This is a genomic window from Curtobacterium sp. ODYSSEY 48 V2, assembly GCF_023712625.1.
In the GTDB taxonomy this organism is placed as follows: Bacteria; Actinomycetota; Actinomycetes; order Actinomycetales; family Microbacteriaceae; genus Curtobacterium.
Window position 1 is genome coordinate 81,514 of the sequence record NZ_JAMAXX010000007.1, and the last position, 16,268, is coordinate 97,781.

Annotated in this window: 15 protein-coding genes; 7 read left to right on the plus strand and 8 right to left on the minus strand. The window is 71.2% G+C overall.

Features of this window, described 5'->3' with window-relative positions:
* Window positions 1-101: 101 nt before the first annotated feature.
* Window positions 102-959 (plus strand): formate/nitrite transporter family protein, encoded by an 858-nt coding sequence (locus M3666_RS11980; RefSeq protein ID WP_066652338.1) that lies wholly within the window; start codon window positions 102-104, stop codon window positions 957-959.
* Window positions 960-1,029: 70 nt separating this feature from the next.
* Here M3666_RS11980 and M3666_RS11985 read toward each other — a convergent pair whose 3' ends face one another.
* The 6 genes from M3666_RS11985 to M3666_RS12010 all read right to left on the minus strand — a co-directional run bounded on the left by M3666_RS11985 (window position 1,030) and on the right by M3666_RS12010 (window position 7,508).
* On the minus strand, window positions 1,030-2,589 hold the full coding sequence (locus M3666_RS11985) for a glycoside hydrolase family 32 protein (protein ID WP_251155315.1): 1,560 nt from the start codon (window positions 2,587-2,589) through the stop codon (window positions 1,030-1,032).
* A complete protein-coding gene (locus tag M3666_RS11990) occupies window positions 2,586-3,530 on the minus strand; it encodes a carbohydrate ABC transporter permease (RefSeq protein ID WP_209683910.1) in 945 nt (314 codons plus the stop codon). Before M3666_RS11990 ends, M3666_RS11985 begins: the two co-directional genes overlap by 4 nt.
* Window positions 3,527-4,519, minus strand: coding sequence for a carbohydrate ABC transporter permease (locus tag M3666_RS11995; RefSeq protein WP_066652333.1), 993 nt, complete (start codon window positions 4,517-4,519; stop codon window positions 3,527-3,529). The genes M3666_RS11990 and M3666_RS11995 overlap by 4 nt, the downstream gene beginning before the upstream one ends.
* A gap of 104 nt (window positions 4,520-4,623) precedes the next feature.
* Window positions 4,624-5,943, minus strand: a complete 1,320-nt coding sequence (locus M3666_RS12000) for an ABC transporter substrate-binding protein (RefSeq protein WP_066652332.1) — start codon at window positions 5,941-5,943, stop codon at window positions 4,624-4,626.
* 89 nt (window positions 5,944-6,032) lie between these two features.
* Window positions 6,033-7,094, minus strand: coding sequence for a LacI family DNA-binding transcriptional regulator (locus M3666_RS12005; RefSeq protein WP_251155316.1), 1,062 nt, complete (start codon window positions 7,092-7,094; stop codon window positions 6,033-6,035).
* A 111-nt stretch (window positions 7,095-7,205) separates the two neighbouring features.
* Window positions 7,206-7,508 carry a hypothetical protein gene (locus tag M3666_RS12010; RefSeq protein WP_066652329.1) on the minus strand — a complete coding sequence of 101 codons (303 nt, stop codon included), beginning with the start codon at window positions 7,506-7,508 and terminating at the stop codon, window positions 7,206-7,208.
* A 103-nt stretch (window positions 7,509-7,611) separates the two neighbouring features.
* Here M3666_RS12010 and M3666_RS12015 point away from each other — a divergent pair, with 103 nt between their 5' ends.
* On the plus strand, window positions 7,612-8,121 hold the full coding sequence (locus M3666_RS12015) for a BLUF domain-containing protein (protein ID WP_251155317.1): 510 nt from the start codon (window positions 7,612-7,614) through the stop codon (window positions 8,119-8,121).
* Between the two features lie 157 nt (window positions 8,122-8,278).
* On the opposite strand, the gene M3666_RS17125 is transcribed toward M3666_RS12015, so the two are convergent.
* Together M3666_RS17125 and M3666_RS12025 are read right to left on the minus strand one after the other, a co-directional pair.
* A complete protein-coding gene (locus tag M3666_RS17125) occupies window positions 8,279-8,959 on the minus strand; it encodes a response regulator (RefSeq protein WP_251155318.1) in 681 nt (226 codons plus the stop codon).
* The gene (locus tag M3666_RS12025) at window positions 8,956-10,617 is read right to left on the minus strand and encodes an ATP-binding protein (RefSeq protein ID WP_251155319.1); all 1,662 of its coding nucleotides are present in this window, start codon (window positions 10,615-10,617) and stop codon (window positions 8,956-8,958) included. The genes M3666_RS17125 and M3666_RS12025 overlap by 4 nt, the downstream gene beginning before the upstream one ends.
* A 190-nt stretch (window positions 10,618-10,807) precedes the next feature.
* On the opposite strand from M3666_RS12025, the gene M3666_RS12030 reads away from it, so the two are divergent.
* The 5 genes from M3666_RS12030 to M3666_RS12050 are packed head-to-tail and all read left to right on the plus strand — an operon-like array spanning window position 10,808 to window position 16,216.
* Window positions 10,808-12,244 (plus strand): cation:dicarboxylate symporter family transporter, encoded by a 1,437-nt coding sequence (locus M3666_RS12030; RefSeq protein WP_066652321.1) that lies wholly within the window; start codon window positions 10,808-10,810, stop codon window positions 12,242-12,244.
* Window positions 12,245-12,268: 24 nt separating this feature from the next.
* Complete coding sequence (locus tag M3666_RS12035) at window positions 12,269-14,128, plus strand: phosphoenolpyruvate carboxykinase (GTP) (RefSeq protein ID WP_251155320.1); 1,860 nt, start codon at window positions 12,269-12,271, stop codon at window positions 14,126-14,128.
* Window positions 14,129-14,157: 29 nt separating this feature from the next.
* Window positions 14,158-15,048 carry a hypothetical protein gene (locus M3666_RS12040; protein WP_251155321.1) on the plus strand — a complete coding sequence of 297 codons (891 nt, stop codon included), beginning with the start codon at window positions 14,158-14,160 and terminating at the stop codon, window positions 15,046-15,048.
* A complete protein-coding gene (locus tag M3666_RS12045) occupies window positions 15,045-15,581 on the plus strand; it encodes a hypothetical protein (protein WP_251155322.1) in 537 nt (178 codons plus the stop codon). The genes M3666_RS12040 and M3666_RS12045 overlap by 4 nt, the downstream gene beginning before the upstream one ends.
* Window positions 15,578-16,216 carry an RES family NAD+ phosphorylase gene (locus M3666_RS12050; protein WP_251155323.1) on the plus strand — a complete coding sequence of 213 codons (639 nt, stop codon included), beginning with the start codon at window positions 15,578-15,580 and terminating at the stop codon, window positions 16,214-16,216. The genes M3666_RS12045 and M3666_RS12050 overlap by 4 nt, the downstream gene beginning before the upstream one ends.
* Window positions 16,217-16,268: the final 52 nt, after the last annotated feature.

Consider the following 16,268-nt stretch of genomic DNA (forward strand, 5'->3'; position numbering starts at 1 on the left):
GTTCTAGAGATGCGGTGGCGGCACGACCCCGCTGCGCGTCCGCCGGGCCCCGATCCGCACCGTCGTCGGCTCCCAGCGGGCCCGGGGCTACCGTCGGACCGGTGACGGACGAACGACGCCGCGAGGTCGGCGACAACGACGCCCCGGTCGAGGACGAGATCGAGGAGTCCTTCGACGCGGTGGTCGACGAGGGGGCCGAACGCCTGCAGCGGACCCTGCGGGTGGTGCTCGCGACCGGGTTCGCCGGCGGCCTGGAGATCGGGCTCGGCGTGATGGGGTACCTGGCCGTCCTGCACGAGACCGACAGCCACCTGCTCGCGGGCCTCGCCTTCAGCATCGGGCTCGTCGCGCTGTACCTGGCGCACAGCGAGCTCTTCACCGAGAACTTCCTCGTGCCGATCGTGGCGCTCGTCGCCCGGGAGGGCACGGTGTGGCAGCTCGTCCGGCTCTGGGCGGGGACGCTGGTCAGCAACCTCGCCGGCGGTTGGGTCGTGATGTGGCTCGTCGTCCAGGCGTTCCCGCAGTGGCACACGGTGCTCGAGGAGTCCGCCCGGCACTACGTCGACGCCCCCTTCGGACTGCAGACCGCGGTGCTCGCCGTGCTCGGTGGGAGCACGATCACCCTCGTGACCCGCATGCAGCAGGGCACCGACTCGGACCCGGCGAAGCTCGTCGCGGCGGTCGCCGGTGGCTTCCTGCTGGCCGGTCTGCAGCTCTTCCACTCGATCCTGGACTCGCTGCTGGTCTTCGGCGCCATCCAGGCGGGGGCGTCGATCACGTACGGCCAGTGGGCCGCCTGGTTCGGCTACGTGCTCGTGTTCAACGTGCTCGGCGGTGTCGTGCTGGTGACGTCGCTGCGCCTCATCCGGTCGGCGGACCTGCTGCGCGGTCGACGGCGCGACGCGCCGGACGCACCGGACCGTGCGACGGGCGAGCAGGAGCGGGGCACCGCGCGCTGACCGGACCGGGTGCCGGACGGGAGGCCCGTGGCGGCGTCGCCACGGGCCTCCCGTCCGGCACGGCGTCGGGTCAGCCGACCGGGGTCACCTCGTCCGCGTCGGCGGATGCCGTCACGGTGACCGCGTGCGGCCCGGGGTCCACCAGCAGGCGACGGCGTGCGTCGGTCGCCGACCCGGCGAGCAGCGCCGTCATCGAGCCGGTGCCGGCACCCGACGAGACCTCGACCGACGACTCGTCGAACCACAGGGTGAGCGCGACGCGGTCGCCCTCCGGTCGCACCGTCGACGCCACGTGCCGTCCGAACGACGCCGGGAGCCCCGGCACGGCGGGACGGTCGAGCCGGAGCGAGGCGTCGGCGGCGTCGTAGCGCAGGCCGAGCCGACGTCGGCCGTCGGCGTCGTCGAGCTCCAACCGGACCACACCGTCGGGTCCGCGCAGCGTGATCACGACCTCGACGCGGACGAGTCCCGGGAGCTCGTGGGTGCTCGCCGCGTCGTCGTCGTGACGGAGCACCGTGTCCACGGCACCGGTCGGGCCGACGATCCGCTGCACCAGCTCGAGGCGTCCGTCCCGCTCGGTCAGACCGAGGGCCCGAGCAGCGGTCATCGCGCCGCGCCACGGCGTGGTCGGCAGGTCCTTCGCGTAGTCCCAGTTGTCCATCCACGCGACGAGCGTCCGGTCTCGGAGGCCCGTACCGGAGAAGGTCACGCCGGCGTACGAGTCGGGACCGTGGTCGAGCCAGCGGTACGTCGCGAGCTCCTCGGTGGACTGCTGCCGCCAGGACCCGTCCGGCGACCGGGTCTCGGCGGGGAGCGGCTCGTCCGGGACGAACCGCTCCCCGTCGAACTGCCCGAGCACGACGTGCGTACCGGATCCGCCCGCGACCCCGCCGGGGTTGAGGCTGACCAGCAGCACCCAGACCACGCGGTCGGGGTCGCCGTCGACGGTCAGGGGGAAGAGGTCCGGGCACTCCCAGACGCCACCGACCGGACCGGCGGGACCGTAGGTCGACACGAGGGTCCAGGTGCGCAGGTCGGTCGACCGGTGCACGAGCACCTGGCGGTCCTGGGCCTCGACGGCGACCATGATCCAGCAGGGGCCGTCCGTTCCCTCGTACCGGAACACCTTCGGGTCGCGGAAGTCGGCGGAGCCGCGGCGCAGCACCGGGTTCCCCGGGTACTTCCGCCACCGGTACCCGCCGTCGGTGCTGGAGGCGAGGGCCTGCGACTGCTCGGTCTCGGCGGCCTGCGTCCAGATCGCGACCAGCGGCGGCTGCTCGGCCGATCCGAGCCCGCTCGTGTTCTCCGCGTCGAACACCACGGAGCCCGAGAAGACCTGCCCGTCCGCGTCGGCCTCGAGCGCCACCTCGTGCTCGGTCCACGTGAGCAGGTCGGTGCTCGACGCGTGCCCCCAGCCGACCGTGCCGTGGTCGATCCCGTCCGGGTTGTGCTGGAAGTAGAGGTGGTACCGGCCGTCGTGGACGACCAGGCCGTTCGGGTCGTTCATCCAGTTGCGGGCGGGCGTGAAGTGCCGCCGCGGGCGCCGGATCGTGGCGCCGTCGGCCGCTGGCTCGGTCCGGGTGCGCTCCGTCGCCGGCACGTCGGACTGCGTCGCCGTCTCCGTGCTCACTTGACCGACCCCGCGGTGAGGCCACGGACGAAGAAGCGCTGGAGCGACAGGAACACCACGAGGGGCACGATCAGCACGATGAACGAGCCGGCCGCGACCAGGTTCCAGCCCGACCCGTACTGTCCGAGCAGCCCGAGCAGGCCCTGCTGCAGCACGGGGTTCGTGTTGCCGATGAAGATGTACGCGACGAGGTAGTCGTTCCAGACCCAGAGGAACTGGAAGATCGCGAACGACGCCAGCGCCGGCACCGACATCGGGACCGCGAGCCGCCAGAAGATCTGGAAGTGCGACGCGCCGTCGACGCGGGCGGCCTCGATGAGCGCGACGGGGAGCGTCGACATGTAGTTCCGCAGGATGTAGATGCAGAGCGGGAGCGCGAACGCCGAGTGCACGATCCACGCCGCCGGGAAGGTGCCGGTGATCTGCAGCCCGGTCGCCTGCGTGATCGTCTTGTACAGCTGCAGGACCGGGATCAGCGAGATCTGCACGGGCACCACGAGCAGCCCGACGATGACCGCGAAGTAGAACTCCTTGAACCGGAACTGCAGGAACGTGAACGCGTAGGCCGCGAACGCGGAGATCATGAGCGGCAGGATCGTGGCCGGGACCGCGACGGCGACGCTGTTGAGGAACTCGGCCGCCAGGCTCTGCCCGGTCCCCGAGGTCGCCCCCGTCAGCGCGTTCGAGTAGTTGTCGAGGGTCCACTCCGTACCGAACAGGTTCCCGAAGACGGTCCACCACCCGGTGCTCTGGGCGGCGGTCGTCGTGCGGAAGCTCGTGACGAGCAGGCCGATCGCCGGCACCATCCAGAGCACGGCGATGACGCCCATGACGATGCTCAGCAGGACGCGGGGACGCTGCTCGGCGCTGGTCTTCGTGACCCGTTCGCGCTTCGTCGCGACGATCTCCGGGGCTCCGGCCACCGGGACGATCTCGGTCATCGGAGGGCCTCCTGTTCGCGGTAGGTCCGCACCTGGTACACGATGACGGGCACCACGGCGAGGATGAGGATGACGACCACGGCGGACGCCTTCCCGGGGTTGTTGAACGCGAAGAACTGCGAGTAGAACTCGACGCCGAGCACGTTCGTGTCGAACTGCCCGTTGGTCATCGCGAAGACGATGTCGAAGATCTTCATCACCGTGATGAGGACCGTGATGCCGACGGCGATGATGGTCGTGCGGATCTGGGGAGCGATCACACGGAAGAACGCCTGCCGCTCGCTGGCACCGTCGATGCGTGCCGCCTCGATCGTCTCCTCGGGCACGGCCTTGATCGCCGCGGAGAGCAGGACCATCGCGTAGCCGGCGTTCAGCCAGATCACGACCGCCATGAGCAGGAAGCTGTTCATGCGCAGGAAGTCGTTCTGCAGCCACGGGATCGGGTTCTGGTGCGTGATCGCGGTCCAGATGCCGTTGAGCAGGCCGACCTGGGGCTGTCCCGGTGCGTTGTACGCGTACACGAACGACCACATCGACGCGGCCGCGATGAAGCTCACCGACATCGGCAGGAAGATCAGGGACTTGAACGTCTTCTCGCGCTTCGGCCCGAGTCGGTCCGCCAGGGTCGCCACGAGCAGGCCGATCACGACCACCACCGCCGGGACGACGATGATCCAGAGCAGGTTGTTGAACAGGGTCGACAGGAACGACGGCGTCGAGAAGAGCGAGACGTAGTTGTCGAGGCCGCCGAAGGACGTCAGCCCGTACTGGTCCGTCTTCTGCAGGCTCTGGATGACCGTCTGCACCGTCGGGACGACCAGGAAGACGAGCAGGAGGAGCAGGACCGGCCCGATGAAGACGTAGGGCAGCAGCCGACCGTGCCACTTGCCGTGCGTCTTCGAGACCAGGAAGTTCAGCCCGAGGTAGATCAGGAACGAGACGGCCAGTCCGCCGATGACGGAGACGAGGACGCTGAGGACTTGCTGCACGAGGGGTCACCTCACTTCGTTGTCGGGGTGTGTCGTCGCGGCGTGCAGGCGCCGACGGCCGGGGGCGGTGCCGCCGGGCACCGCCACGGCGCAGGTGGAGGGTGTTACTGGGACGGCCAGGAGTCGTCGATGGCCTTGAGCGTCTGGTCGAGTGACTGCTGACCCGCGGTCCAGGCCGTCAGGTTCGTCCACTCGGTACCGGCACCGACGGCTCCGGGCATCTGGTCGGAGGCGTCGAAGCCGAACACCTTCGAGTCCTTCACGGCCTGCTGCGCGACCTTCTGGAACGGGCTGGTGTACTCGGACGCCGGGAAGTCGTTGTGCGGCGAGAGCGCGGCCGACCAGTTCTTGGCGTAGCCGTTCGTGCCGAACTCCTTGCCGACCAGGTAGTCGACGACCTTCTTCGTGTCGTCGTCCGTCTTGAACGCGGCGACCAGGTCACCACCGCCGAGCGTGCCGGAGGTCGCGGCACCCTCCGGCGTCGGGAGCGGGAAGGCGTTCACGTTCGTCGTGTCGCCCTTCGCGATCTGCTCCTGGATCGCGGCCGGGAAGTTGCCGGTGATGAAGGTGCCCTGGCGCATCATGTAGCACTGCCCCGCCGACTTGCCGCCGTCGACGAACAGGTTGTTGCCCGCCGCGCCGAAGTCGGTGGACGCCATGGCCTTGCCGCCGCCGTTGACCGCGCCGTCGGCGAAGATCATCGACTCGACCTTGCCCGCGGCCTGCTTGACCAGGGGCGAGTCGAACTTCACCTCGTGGGTGATCCAGTCGTCGTACTTCTCGAGGCCGCCGTAGCGGAGCACGTACTCCTCGAGCCAGTCCGTCATCGGCCAGCCGTTCGAGCCCTGCGACGCGATGCCGACGCACCACGGGTAGCCGGAGCCGTCCTTGATGATCTTCTCCTGCAGCGCGGTGAGCTCGGCGTCGGTCTTCGGGACCTCGTACCCCTTGGCCTCGAACGCGGCCGGGTCGTACCAGACGAGCGACTTCACGTTGATGTTGTAGGGCAGGCCGTACGTCTTGCCGTTGACCTTCGCGATGTCGGCGAGGCCGTTCGCCTCGTCCGCGGTGACGCTCTTGACGTCCACGAGGTCGTCGAGCGGCTGGATGCCCTGGCTGATGAGCGACTTGAGCACGCCGGGCTGGGGGAAGATCGCGACGTCGGGGGCCTGGCCGCCCTTCACCTGCGTGACGATCGACGTCTGGAAGCTGTCGCTGCCCGAGTACTTGACCGTGATGCCCTGGCCCTCGGCCCACGTGTCCAGGTCCTTCTGGAACGCCGTGGCCTGCGCACCGGTGAAGCCACCGGAGATCGTGACCGTGCCGTCGGACGATGCGGATCCTCCGGCGCTGCAGCCGGTCAGCGTCAAGCCGGTCCCGACCGCGAGCGCGGCGGCGACGGCGATGCCCTTACGAAGCCTCATTACTTCGACCTTTCACTCGCACAAACCCAAATCGTTTTGTGTTGAGGAAGAGCATCACACAGGGGCCGACCGCTCGCCACGGGCGCGGGTCACGAACGAGTAACGGTTACCGGTCCGATCGAGTCGCGGACGACGAGCTCTCCGCGGAGCCGCTCGACCCCGGCACGCGGCGTCGGCGGTGCGGTCAGCGCTCCCGTCTGCTCGAGCGCACGGCGGACCGCCGCACGACCCATCTGCTCGTGCGGGAGCGCGACGGTCGTCAGGCCCGGACGCAGGGCGGCGGCCACGAGCTGCAGGTCGTCGATGCCGACGACCGACAGGTCACGGCCGATCCGCATGCCCCGCTCCTCCGCGACCTGGTAGACCCCCATCGCCATCTGGTCGTTGAAGGCGAACACCGCGGTCGGGCGCTCGGCGGCGCGGTCGCCGGCTGCCTCCGGTACCGGTCCGAACAGCTCCGTCGCCGCCCGGAAGCCCGCTGCGGCATCCGCGACCTCGCCGACCGCGCGGACCACCACGGGGGTGCCGCCGGCCTCCACCAGGGTCCGCTCGTACCCCTCGACCCGGCCGGTCACGGCGGGACCGGCGCCCTCGACCGTCAGGTGCGCGATGCGCCGGTGCCCCGCCGCGAGCAACGCGCGGACCGCCGTCGCGGCGATGTCCTGCTCGTCGGGCACCACCGACGGCACCGGAGCAGCGGGGTCGAACGCGTCGAGCAGCACCGTCCGGGCCGGGTCGAGCGACCGCGGCAGCCGGATGACCCGGTTCGACGCCGAGGCGAACACCACCGCGTCGACCCGCCGCTGGATCAGGGCGTCGATGCGCGGGTCGTCGAACTCCCCGGCTGCGATGTCGACGATCATCAGGACGTGGTCGTGCGCGGCCGCCTCGGCCTGCGCCCCGACGATGATCTTGCCCGCGTACGGGGTCGACGCGATCTCCTCGGACACGAACCCCAGGACCGCCCGTCGGTCGGTCCGCATGGCACGGGCGATCGGGTTCGGCGCGTACCCGAGCCGTTCGACCGCTTCCTCGACCCGGAGGCGCGTCCGGGCACTCACGGTGCCCTTGCCGCTCAGCGCATGCGACACCGTCGTGATCGACACCCCGGCCTCGGCCGCCACGTCGCGGATGCTCGTCGCTCGCGCCACGTGGTCTCCTGCTCTCTGCCCGTCCGGCCCGACGGCCCTTCCGGGAACCACCCGCGGACCGCACGTGCTGAGCCTAGTCACGCACTCGGCGGACGCGGGCGCGGCGAGGGACTAGCGCGGAGCGGGCGCTCCCACGGCGAGCGCCGACGCCAGGGTCGCGATCAGCCCGAGCCGGGCGAAGTACGGTCGGGCGCCCACGGGGAGCACCGCGATCAGGGCGAACGCGTTTGCGGCGGTGTCCGCGAGCCGGTCCTGCTCGGACGCCGACAGCGGCACCCCGGCCACGACGAGGGTCGCCCACCCGACGATCTCCGCGCTCGGCAGCTCCGGGTCGCAGGCACTGGCACGGTCCACGCCGTCGGGCAGTGGCGTGACGCGGTGTGCCTGCAGGACCGCCTCGAGCTCTTCTCGCATCGCTCCACCGTAGAGAGCGGCACGACGTCGGTCACAGGGAACCGGGGGACGTCACCGCCCGGTCACCGGGTCGGCTCTCGGCTCGCGCGGGTTGAGTGGACCCGTGCAGCCCTCATCGGAACCGACGCAGACCCCGGGTGACGGCGCGCTGCTGTCGCTCGTCTACGCCAGCCGCGCGGTCGTCGGCTTCGGACTCGACGACCTCGACGACCTGCTGGCGCACGCCCGCAGCGCGAACGCCCGCGCCGGCGTGACCGGCCTGCTGCTGTTCCGCGACCACCGGTTCCTGCAGCTGCTCGAGGGGCCCGCCACGGCGGTCCGCGAGAAGATGGCGTACATCGCCGAGGACCCGCGCCACGACCAGGTCACCGTGCTGCTCGAGGAACAGGTGCCCGCACGGCAGTTCCCGGACTGGTCGATGGGCTACGCGGCCGAGACCACCCTGCAGCGCGCCGCGGTGCCCGGTCACCGCACCACCTTCGACGACCTCGACTTCCTGCCCGACGACCACGGCGGGGCACCGGACCTCGCCGCGGTGCGGGAGCTCCTGCAGTGGTTCCGGCAGGACCGGACCGGAGCAGGTGCGGACGTGGGCACGGCCCGCGCACGCTGACCCCGCTGCCGGGGCGACCCGGCCACGGACGGGAGGCGCGGTGCCGGCCCGCACCGTGCCTCCCGTCGGGCACCGCGCACGGCCGCAGCGTGCCGCGCCGGCACGCGTCGTACCTCCCGTCCGGTACGCCGCACGTCACACGCCCGCAGCGCGCCGATCAGCGCAACCAGCGGTACTCGTACTCCGGCCGTCCCTGCCCGCGGTGGCGGACGTCCTTGGCGACCTGCCCGGCGGCGGCCAGGTGCTCGAGGTACCGCCGGACGGTGACCCGCGACAGCCCGGTCGCCTCGGCGACCTCGGATGCCGAACCACCGTCGGACCGCTGCAGCAGCGCGTCGCGCACCACATCGAGCGTCTCCGGGGCGATGCCCTTCTCGTGGTCGGCGGGCGCGACCGGACGGAGCGTCCCGAGCCGCTGGTCGATGTCGGCCTGCGTGAGGGCACGACGGTCCTCGAACCCGCGCCGGAACTCGCGGTACGACGTCATCCGGTCGGCGAGCGACCGGAAGCTGAAGGGCTTGACGAGGTACTGCACGACCCCGAGGGCGATCGCGTTCCGCACCGCCTGGACGTCGTGTGCCGCGGTCACCGCGACGACGTCGACGGCGGAACCGGCGGCTCGCAGCGTGCGGACGAGCTGCAGGCCGTGGGCGTCCGGCAGGTTCAGGTCGAGCAGCACGAGGTCCGGTCGCTCCGCAGCGACCGCGGCGAGCATCGCCCGACCGGTCCCCACGGTGCCGACCACGGCGAAGCCCTCGAGGCGCGACACGTAGGCCGTGTGCGCCTCGGCGGTCAGCGGCTCGTCCTCGACGATGAGGACCCGGATGGGCGCGGTCACGAGGGCACCCGCCCGGTGGTGATCTCGACGGTGAACGTGCTGCCGTCCGGTCCCGTGGTCACGGCGACGTCACCGCCGATGCGGGCCAGTGTGGCGCGGACGAGGTCGAGGCCGATGCCGCGTCCCTCGGGACCGGACTGCTTCGTCGACCACCCGCGCTCGTAGACGGCGTCGACGTCGGCGATGCCCGGTCCGTCGTCGCGGACGACGAGCCGGACGGTCCCGCCGGCTGCGGCGACGACGACCTCGACGCGGCCGCGGTCCGGGCCCTGCGGGGAGCCGGCGACGGCGTCGACGGCGTTGTCCACGAGGTTGCCGAGCACGGTGACCACGTCGGCGGGTGCGGCCGGGACGGGGTCGAGCAGTCCGCTCGTGTCGGCGACCAGGTCGACGCCGCGCTCGCCCGCCTGTGCCCGCTTGGCGGCGAGGAGGGCGTCGAGCACCTCGGGCTCGGTGTGCGCCGGGTCGGCGCACAGGTCGCTCTCGCTGGACGCGTCGGTCTCGCTGCGCCGGTCGGTCTCGCCGTGCCGCTCGACCTCGCTGTGCCGGTCGATCTCGTGTGCGGCGAACCGGATCGCCTCGTCGACCCGACCGAGCTCCAGCAGCGCGACGACGGTGTGCAGGCGGTTGGCGAACTCGTGCGTCTGCGAGCGCAGCGCATCGGTGAGCGTGCTGGTGGCGGCGAGCTCGCCGGACAGGTGCAGCAGGTCGGTCTGGTCGCGGATGGTCGCGACGGTGCCGACCGGCCGGGTCGCCCCCCGCGGGAACGCCATCTCCTGGTTCACCACGAGCACCCGGTCGCTCGTGGCGTACGTCTCGTCCACGGCACGGTCACCCGATGCGAGCAGGGTCCGGAGGGCGTCCGGCACGTCGAGCGCCGCCAGCGGCACCGGATCCTGGCGTTCGGCCGGCGCCGGCAGGTGCAGCAGCTCCGCCGCACGGTCGTTGTGCAGGACGACCGCCCCCGACCGGTCGACGACCACGAGCCCCTCGTGCACCGAGTGGAGCACGCCCTCGTAGGACGCGAAGACCCGCGCGAGCTCCTCCGGGCCCCGTCCCGCGGTGACCCGACCGAGGTACCGGCTGAGCAACCACGAGAACAACGCGGACACCGCGACCACCGCCAGGCCGAGCAGGACGACCGACGTGAGCCGCGGCACGAGGGCACTCGAGATGTTCGCCACGGTGACCCCGGCGGCGACCAGTCCGACGATCCGGCCGTCGTCGTCGGTGATCGGCGTGACGGCCCGCACCGAGGGGCCGAGCGTCCCGGTGGAGGTCTCGGTGAAGGTCCGGCCGTCGAGCGCCGGCTGGACCGTACCGCGGAACGGCCGGCCGAGCTCCGACCGGTCGGGGTGCGTCCACCGGGTCCGGTCGGGCGCCATGATCGTGATGAAGTCCGTGTGGGTGCGGCGCATCAGGTCGAGCGCGTACGGCTCGAGGCGCTCGGACGGGTCCGCGGTGGTCGCCTGCTGGACCACGAACGGGTTCCGCGCGATCGACACCGCGACGGCGGTGGACTTCTCGGCCGCGTCCGCCTCGAGGTCGGCTCGCGCCGAGGTCCAGCTCCAGACGCCACCGACCGCCACCCCGACCACGACGAACAGCAGCTGCAGCGCGAAGAGTCGCGCGGCGATGCTCCACCGACGGGGTACCACTGAGCTGCCTCCTCGCTCCGTTGCGGGACGACCCATCCTCGCGCACGGGGGCCCGTCCGCGCAGCCTCCCCGTGAACGTTGTGAACACAAGTCGCCGCCGCGGGTCGCTCCGCGCGAGGGTGTGTCCGTTCCCCCGAGGACGAACCGACCGGAGCGACGCCGCTCCCGGTCCTGACGACAAGGAAGTCGCATGGCATCGACGCACTCGACCACCGCCCGCCCACGGCGACGCGGTCTGGATCGCTCGCACTGGCTCTACATCGCGGTCATCGTGGCCGTGCTCGCCGGCATCGTGGTCGGCCTGACGGCCCCCGACTTCGCCGTCGGACTCAAGCCCATCGGCGACGGCTTCATCGCGCTGATCAAGATGATGATCGCGCCGGTCATCTTCTGCACGATCGTGCTCGGCGTCGGCTCCATCGCGAAGGCGGCGACGGTCGGCAAGGTCGGCGGGTTGGCGCTCGGCTACTTCGTCGCGATGTCGACGTTCGCCCTGGCGATCGGCCTCGTCGTCGGCAACCTCATCCACCCCGGCGACCAGCTCGACATGTCGAAGGCGACGTACGAGCTGCCCGCCGGCACCGAGGAGAGCGCGTCCTCGACGTCCGGGTTCCTGCTCGGGATCATCCCCGCGACGCTCGTGTCGTCCCTGACGAGCGGCAGCATCCTGCAGACCCTGTTCGTCGCGCTGCTCGTCGGCTTCGCGCTGCAGGCGATGGGCGAGAAGGGTGCGCCGATCCTCACCGGCATCCGACACCTGCAGGCCCTGGTGTTCCGCATCCTCGCGATGGTCATGTGGGCCGCCCCGATCGGCGCGTTCGGGGCCATCGCAGCGGTGGTCGGTGCCACCGGCGTCGCGGCGCTCGTCGCGCTCGGGACCCTCATGGTCGCGTTCTACATCACCTGCATCGTGTTCGTCGTCGGCGTCCTCGGTGTCCTGCTCCGCGTCGTGACCGGCGTCAACATCTTCCGGCTCATGAAGTACCTCGGCCGCGAGTACCTGCTCATCGTGTCGACGTCCTCCAGCGAGGTCAGCCTCCCGCGGCTCATCGCGAAGATGGAGCACCTCGGCGTCTCGAAGCCCGTCGTCGGCGTCACGGTGCCGACCGGGTACTCGTTCAACCTCGACGGCACCGCGATCTACCTGACGATGTCCTCGCTGTTCATCGCGAACGCCCTCGGCACGCCGCTGAACATCCCCGAGCAGATCTCGCTCCTGGTCTTCATGATCATCGCCTCGAAGGGTGCTGCCGGGGTGACCGGTGCCGGACTCGCCACCCTCGCCGGCGGCCTGCAGGCGCACCGCCCGGACCTGGTCGACGGCGTCGGCCTGATCGTCGGCATCGACCGGTTCATGTCCGAGGCCCGCGCGCTGACGAACTTCACCGGGAACGCCGTGGCCACGGTGCTGGTCGGGACGTGGACGAAGCAGATCGACAAGCAGCAGGTCGAGCGGGTGCTGTCCGGTGCGGCGCCGTTCGACGAGCGGACGATGTCCGCCGACGACCACGGCGCGTCGGCTCGCGCAGACGGTCCCGGCTCCGCTCCCGCCACCGACGAGCGGATCTCGACCGAGGCCGTCCGCACCATCGTCGAGCCCGAGGGCTCGACCGCCACCCGCCGGTAGTCCCCCGTCACGAGGAGATCGACGATGATCACGAACCCCAACCACACGAGTCCCGCACCGCACACCGTGCCCGGTTCGCCCCGCGTCGCCCTGGAGGCGTGGGTCGCCCGGATCGCGTCCCTCACCTGCCCGGACCAGGTCGTCTGGTGCGACGGGTCGGCCGACGAGACCGCCCGCCTGACGCAGCAGCTCGTCGACGAGGGCAAGCTGATCGCCCTCGACCCGGAACGCCGACCGAACAGCTACCTCGCCCGGTCGGACCCGGACGACGTCGCCCGGGTCGAGGGGCGCACGTTCACCTGCTCCCGCACGCCCGAGGACGCCGGTCCGACGAACCACTGGTGGGAACCGGTCGCGATGCGCGCCGAGCTCGACGAGCGGTTCGCCGGGAGCATGCGCGGCCGCACGATGTACGTCGTGCCGTTCTCGATGGGACCGGTGGGCGGGCCGATCTCGCAGCTCGGCGTCGAGGTGACCGACTCGGCCTACGTCGTCCTCAGCATGGGCAGGACGACCCGGCTCGGGGCGGACGTGCTCCGCGCGATCGACGCCGGCGTGCCGTGGGTCGCGACCGTGCACAGCGTCGGGCACCCGCTCCGCGACGACCAGGGCGTCCCGCGGCCGGACGTGTCCTGGCCCTGCAACGCGACGAAGTACATCGTGCAGTTCCCGGAGACCCGCGAGGTCTGGTCGTACGGCTCGGGCTACGGCGGCAACGCCCTGCTCGCCAAGAAGTGCTTCGCGCTCCGGATCGCCTCGGTGATGGGTCGTGACGAGGGGTGGCTCGCCGAGCACATGCTGCTCGTCCGGCTCACCTCGCCCGAGGGCCGGGCCGTCCACATCGCCGCCGCGTTCCCCTCGGCCTGCGGCAAGACCAACCTCGCGATGCTGCAGCCGGCCCTGCCCGGGTGGTCCGTCGAGACGATCGGCGACGACATCGCCTGGCTCCGCCCGGGTGCCGACGGACGACTGCACGCGATCAACCCGGAGGCCGGGCTGTTCGGCGTCGCACCGGGGACCGGCCCCGACACGAACCCCGTCGCGGTCGAGACGATCGCCGCGGACACGATCTTCACGAACGTCGCGCTCACGGACGACGGCGACGTCTGGTGGGAGGGCCTCACCCCCGAACCGCCCGCGCACCTGGTCGACTGGACCGGCGCCGCCTGGACACCGGCGAGCGGCACTCCGGCCGCGCACCCGAACGCCCGGTTCACGGTGGCGCTCGACCGGGTCCCGACGCTCGCCGACGGGTGGGAGCGCAGCGTCGCCGTCGACGCCGTCGTGTTCGGCGGTCGTCGGTCGACGAACGTCCCGCTCGTGGCGCAGGCGTCGACCTGGGCCGAGGGCGTGTTCATGGGTGCGACGGTGTCGTCCGAGCGGACCGCCGCAGCCGAGGGCACCGTCGGGGAGCTCCGCCGCGACCCCTTCGCGATGCTGCCGTTCTGCGGCTACGACATGGCCGACCACTGGGCGCACTGGCTCCGGATCGGCGAGCGCCTCGGCGCCGGGGCACCGGCGGTGTTCCAGGTCAACTGGTTCCGGCGGGGCGAGGACGGCGCCTTCCTGTGGCCGGGCTTCCGCGAGAACGCCCGCGTGCTCGAGTGGATCGCGCGCCGCGTCGAGGGCACCGTGCCGGCGGTCGAGAGCCCGGTCGGCCTGCTCCCCGACCTGGACGACCTGGACGTGCACGGGCTCGACGTCACCGCCGCACAGCTCGAGGCCCTCTTCGCCGTCGACCCCGGGCCGTGGCTCGAGGAGTGCGACCTGACCGAGGAGTTCCTCGCCGGGTTCGGCGACCGCACGCCCCCGGTGTTCACCACGATCCTCGACGAGCGTCGCGCCGCCCTGCACGCCACGGCCGACGTCCGGCAGGTCGCCTGATGCCGTCCGGCGCCCCGACCACGACCGGGGTGTCCACCGCTGCCGAGCGTGCGCACCTGCAGCAGGTGTGGGACGAGAAGCTCGCTGCCGCCGAGGCGATGGTGCCGCTCATCGGACGGCTGTACCGGCGGGACGACGTCGTGCCGTCCGTCCACGGCCGTCCCCTGGTGGGGCAGTCCCCGATCGGGATCGTCAAGGCGCACCGGTCGAGCCGCCGGGTCGACGAGACCGAACTGCCGGTCGCGACGAGCCTGGCGATCCTGACCGAGCTCGACACGATGGCGCTGTCGTCGGTGTCGGTGGACCTCGGCGACCTCGCGTCCCGCCACCGACGTGACCGCCTCGGCAGCACCCTGCGCGAGTTCCTCACCGACGAGTTCTTCCTGCACCGGGGCACGGCGGACGGACCGCACCGCGACGCCCCACGCGACGTCGTGCTGTACGGGTTCGGGCGGATCGGTCGGATGCTCGCCCGGATCCTGCTCGAACGCGCCGGGGAGCACGCCCCGCTCGCCCTGCGTGCCGTCGTCGTCCGCCGTCGCGGGCCCGGCGACCTGGTCAAGCGGGCCGGCGGCTCTTTACGAGGGCGAACCGTCGTGGGCTGTGCCAAACCAGGAGTGCCCTTCGCCCCTATGGCTGACGCAGCGCGTTGGCCGATTTACCGTATTGACGCTACAGCGTATGATCAATTTACGAATCATACACAGGAGGGTCAGTGGCTAGCAGGAGCAAAAAAATCGCCGGCCGGCGCGTCGTACGCGCGAAGGACGGGTCGACGAATTCCTACACCAACCGGAACCCGTCCTCGTCGTTCGTGTCGAGGTCGCTCACCTCTGGCCGGTTCCTTCCGAGCGCTGGGGCGTCGCGTCCTGCCTCCGCTCTGGATCAGACGGCGGACGCCTGGCGCGCTTGGCGCGTGACCCGCCAAGAGGTGCCCATCGTTCTCGCACCGACGCAGGATCCCGCGTCGCGGCTCCTGGCAGCACTGTTCCAGCGCGTTGGCGTCATGGACCTGCTCGAGGTGGAGCGGGCGAACGGGTCAATGGAGGCAGTCGTCGACCGGATGCTCGCTAGCATCCCCGGAGCGAACGTCCTCGATGAACGCGTCGGACCGTTCTACGACACCGCCGGGCTCCGGGCGTGGTTCAAGATGAGCCGCCAGACGCTCGACGCGCAGGCGAGGGCGGGGGATGTCCTCTGTGTCATGTCGGGCGACAACCAACGGCTCTACCCATCGTTCCAGTTCGACGCCAATGGGTCGCTCCTGCCTCGGCTCCGCGAAGTGCTCGCAGCGCTCGACCCGGGCCGGGAGGCCCTGTGGGGCGACGCGGTGTGGCTGAACGCCCCCGTCGACGAGCTCGATGGGCTCACGCCGGCGCAAGCACTGCGACGCCGCCGTGGCGATGAGGTCGTGCGCCTCGCGCAGCAGGCGGGAGCGTTCCGGCTCGGATGAATGACAACATCTCACGCAACGACGTCGCGCAGCAGCCGCCCGTCGAAGATCTCGACCTCGACGGGTTCCCGGACGGTGGCCATCCATCGGACGCGGCGTTCCGGGCGCACCTGGCCGAGTTCGGCCCGTGGTACTTCGCCTCCCATGACCACTCGCGCTTCAATCTCGCCGATCCGAACGGCACCTGCTACTTCGCCGACGAGATCGAGACGGCGGTGCGCGAGTTCTTTGGCCAGCGCATCCGGCGCAACGAGCTTGCGGAGGAAGACGTTGCGAAGCTGAAGGTCTCACGCATCAACCCGCCGTCTGATGCGACGTACGCGCACATCAGCGGCAAGGGCGCGGCGACCTACGGGATCACGTCCGAGCTGACGACGATGGGCGACTACTCGGTGACGCGGGCCTGGGCGGAACGCCTCAAAGACGTCTTCGATGGGCTCCGCTACAGCTCCCGCTTCAACCCCGGCGCGACGTCCTGGGCGCTGTTCGGGCAAGCCGGCGCCGCTCCATCGCTCGGCGTCGAACCGGACGCGTCCCTCAACGGTGTCGATGCCGCCCATGCGGCCGGCATCCGTATCCTGCCGACGGCCACGCCGCCGCGGAAGAGCGCAGTCCGGCTGATCCCGCCGCCGTAGGTCCTGAGCGGCCTGCTCGGAGTCGGCAGCGGCCTCTCTCGCCTCACGATGT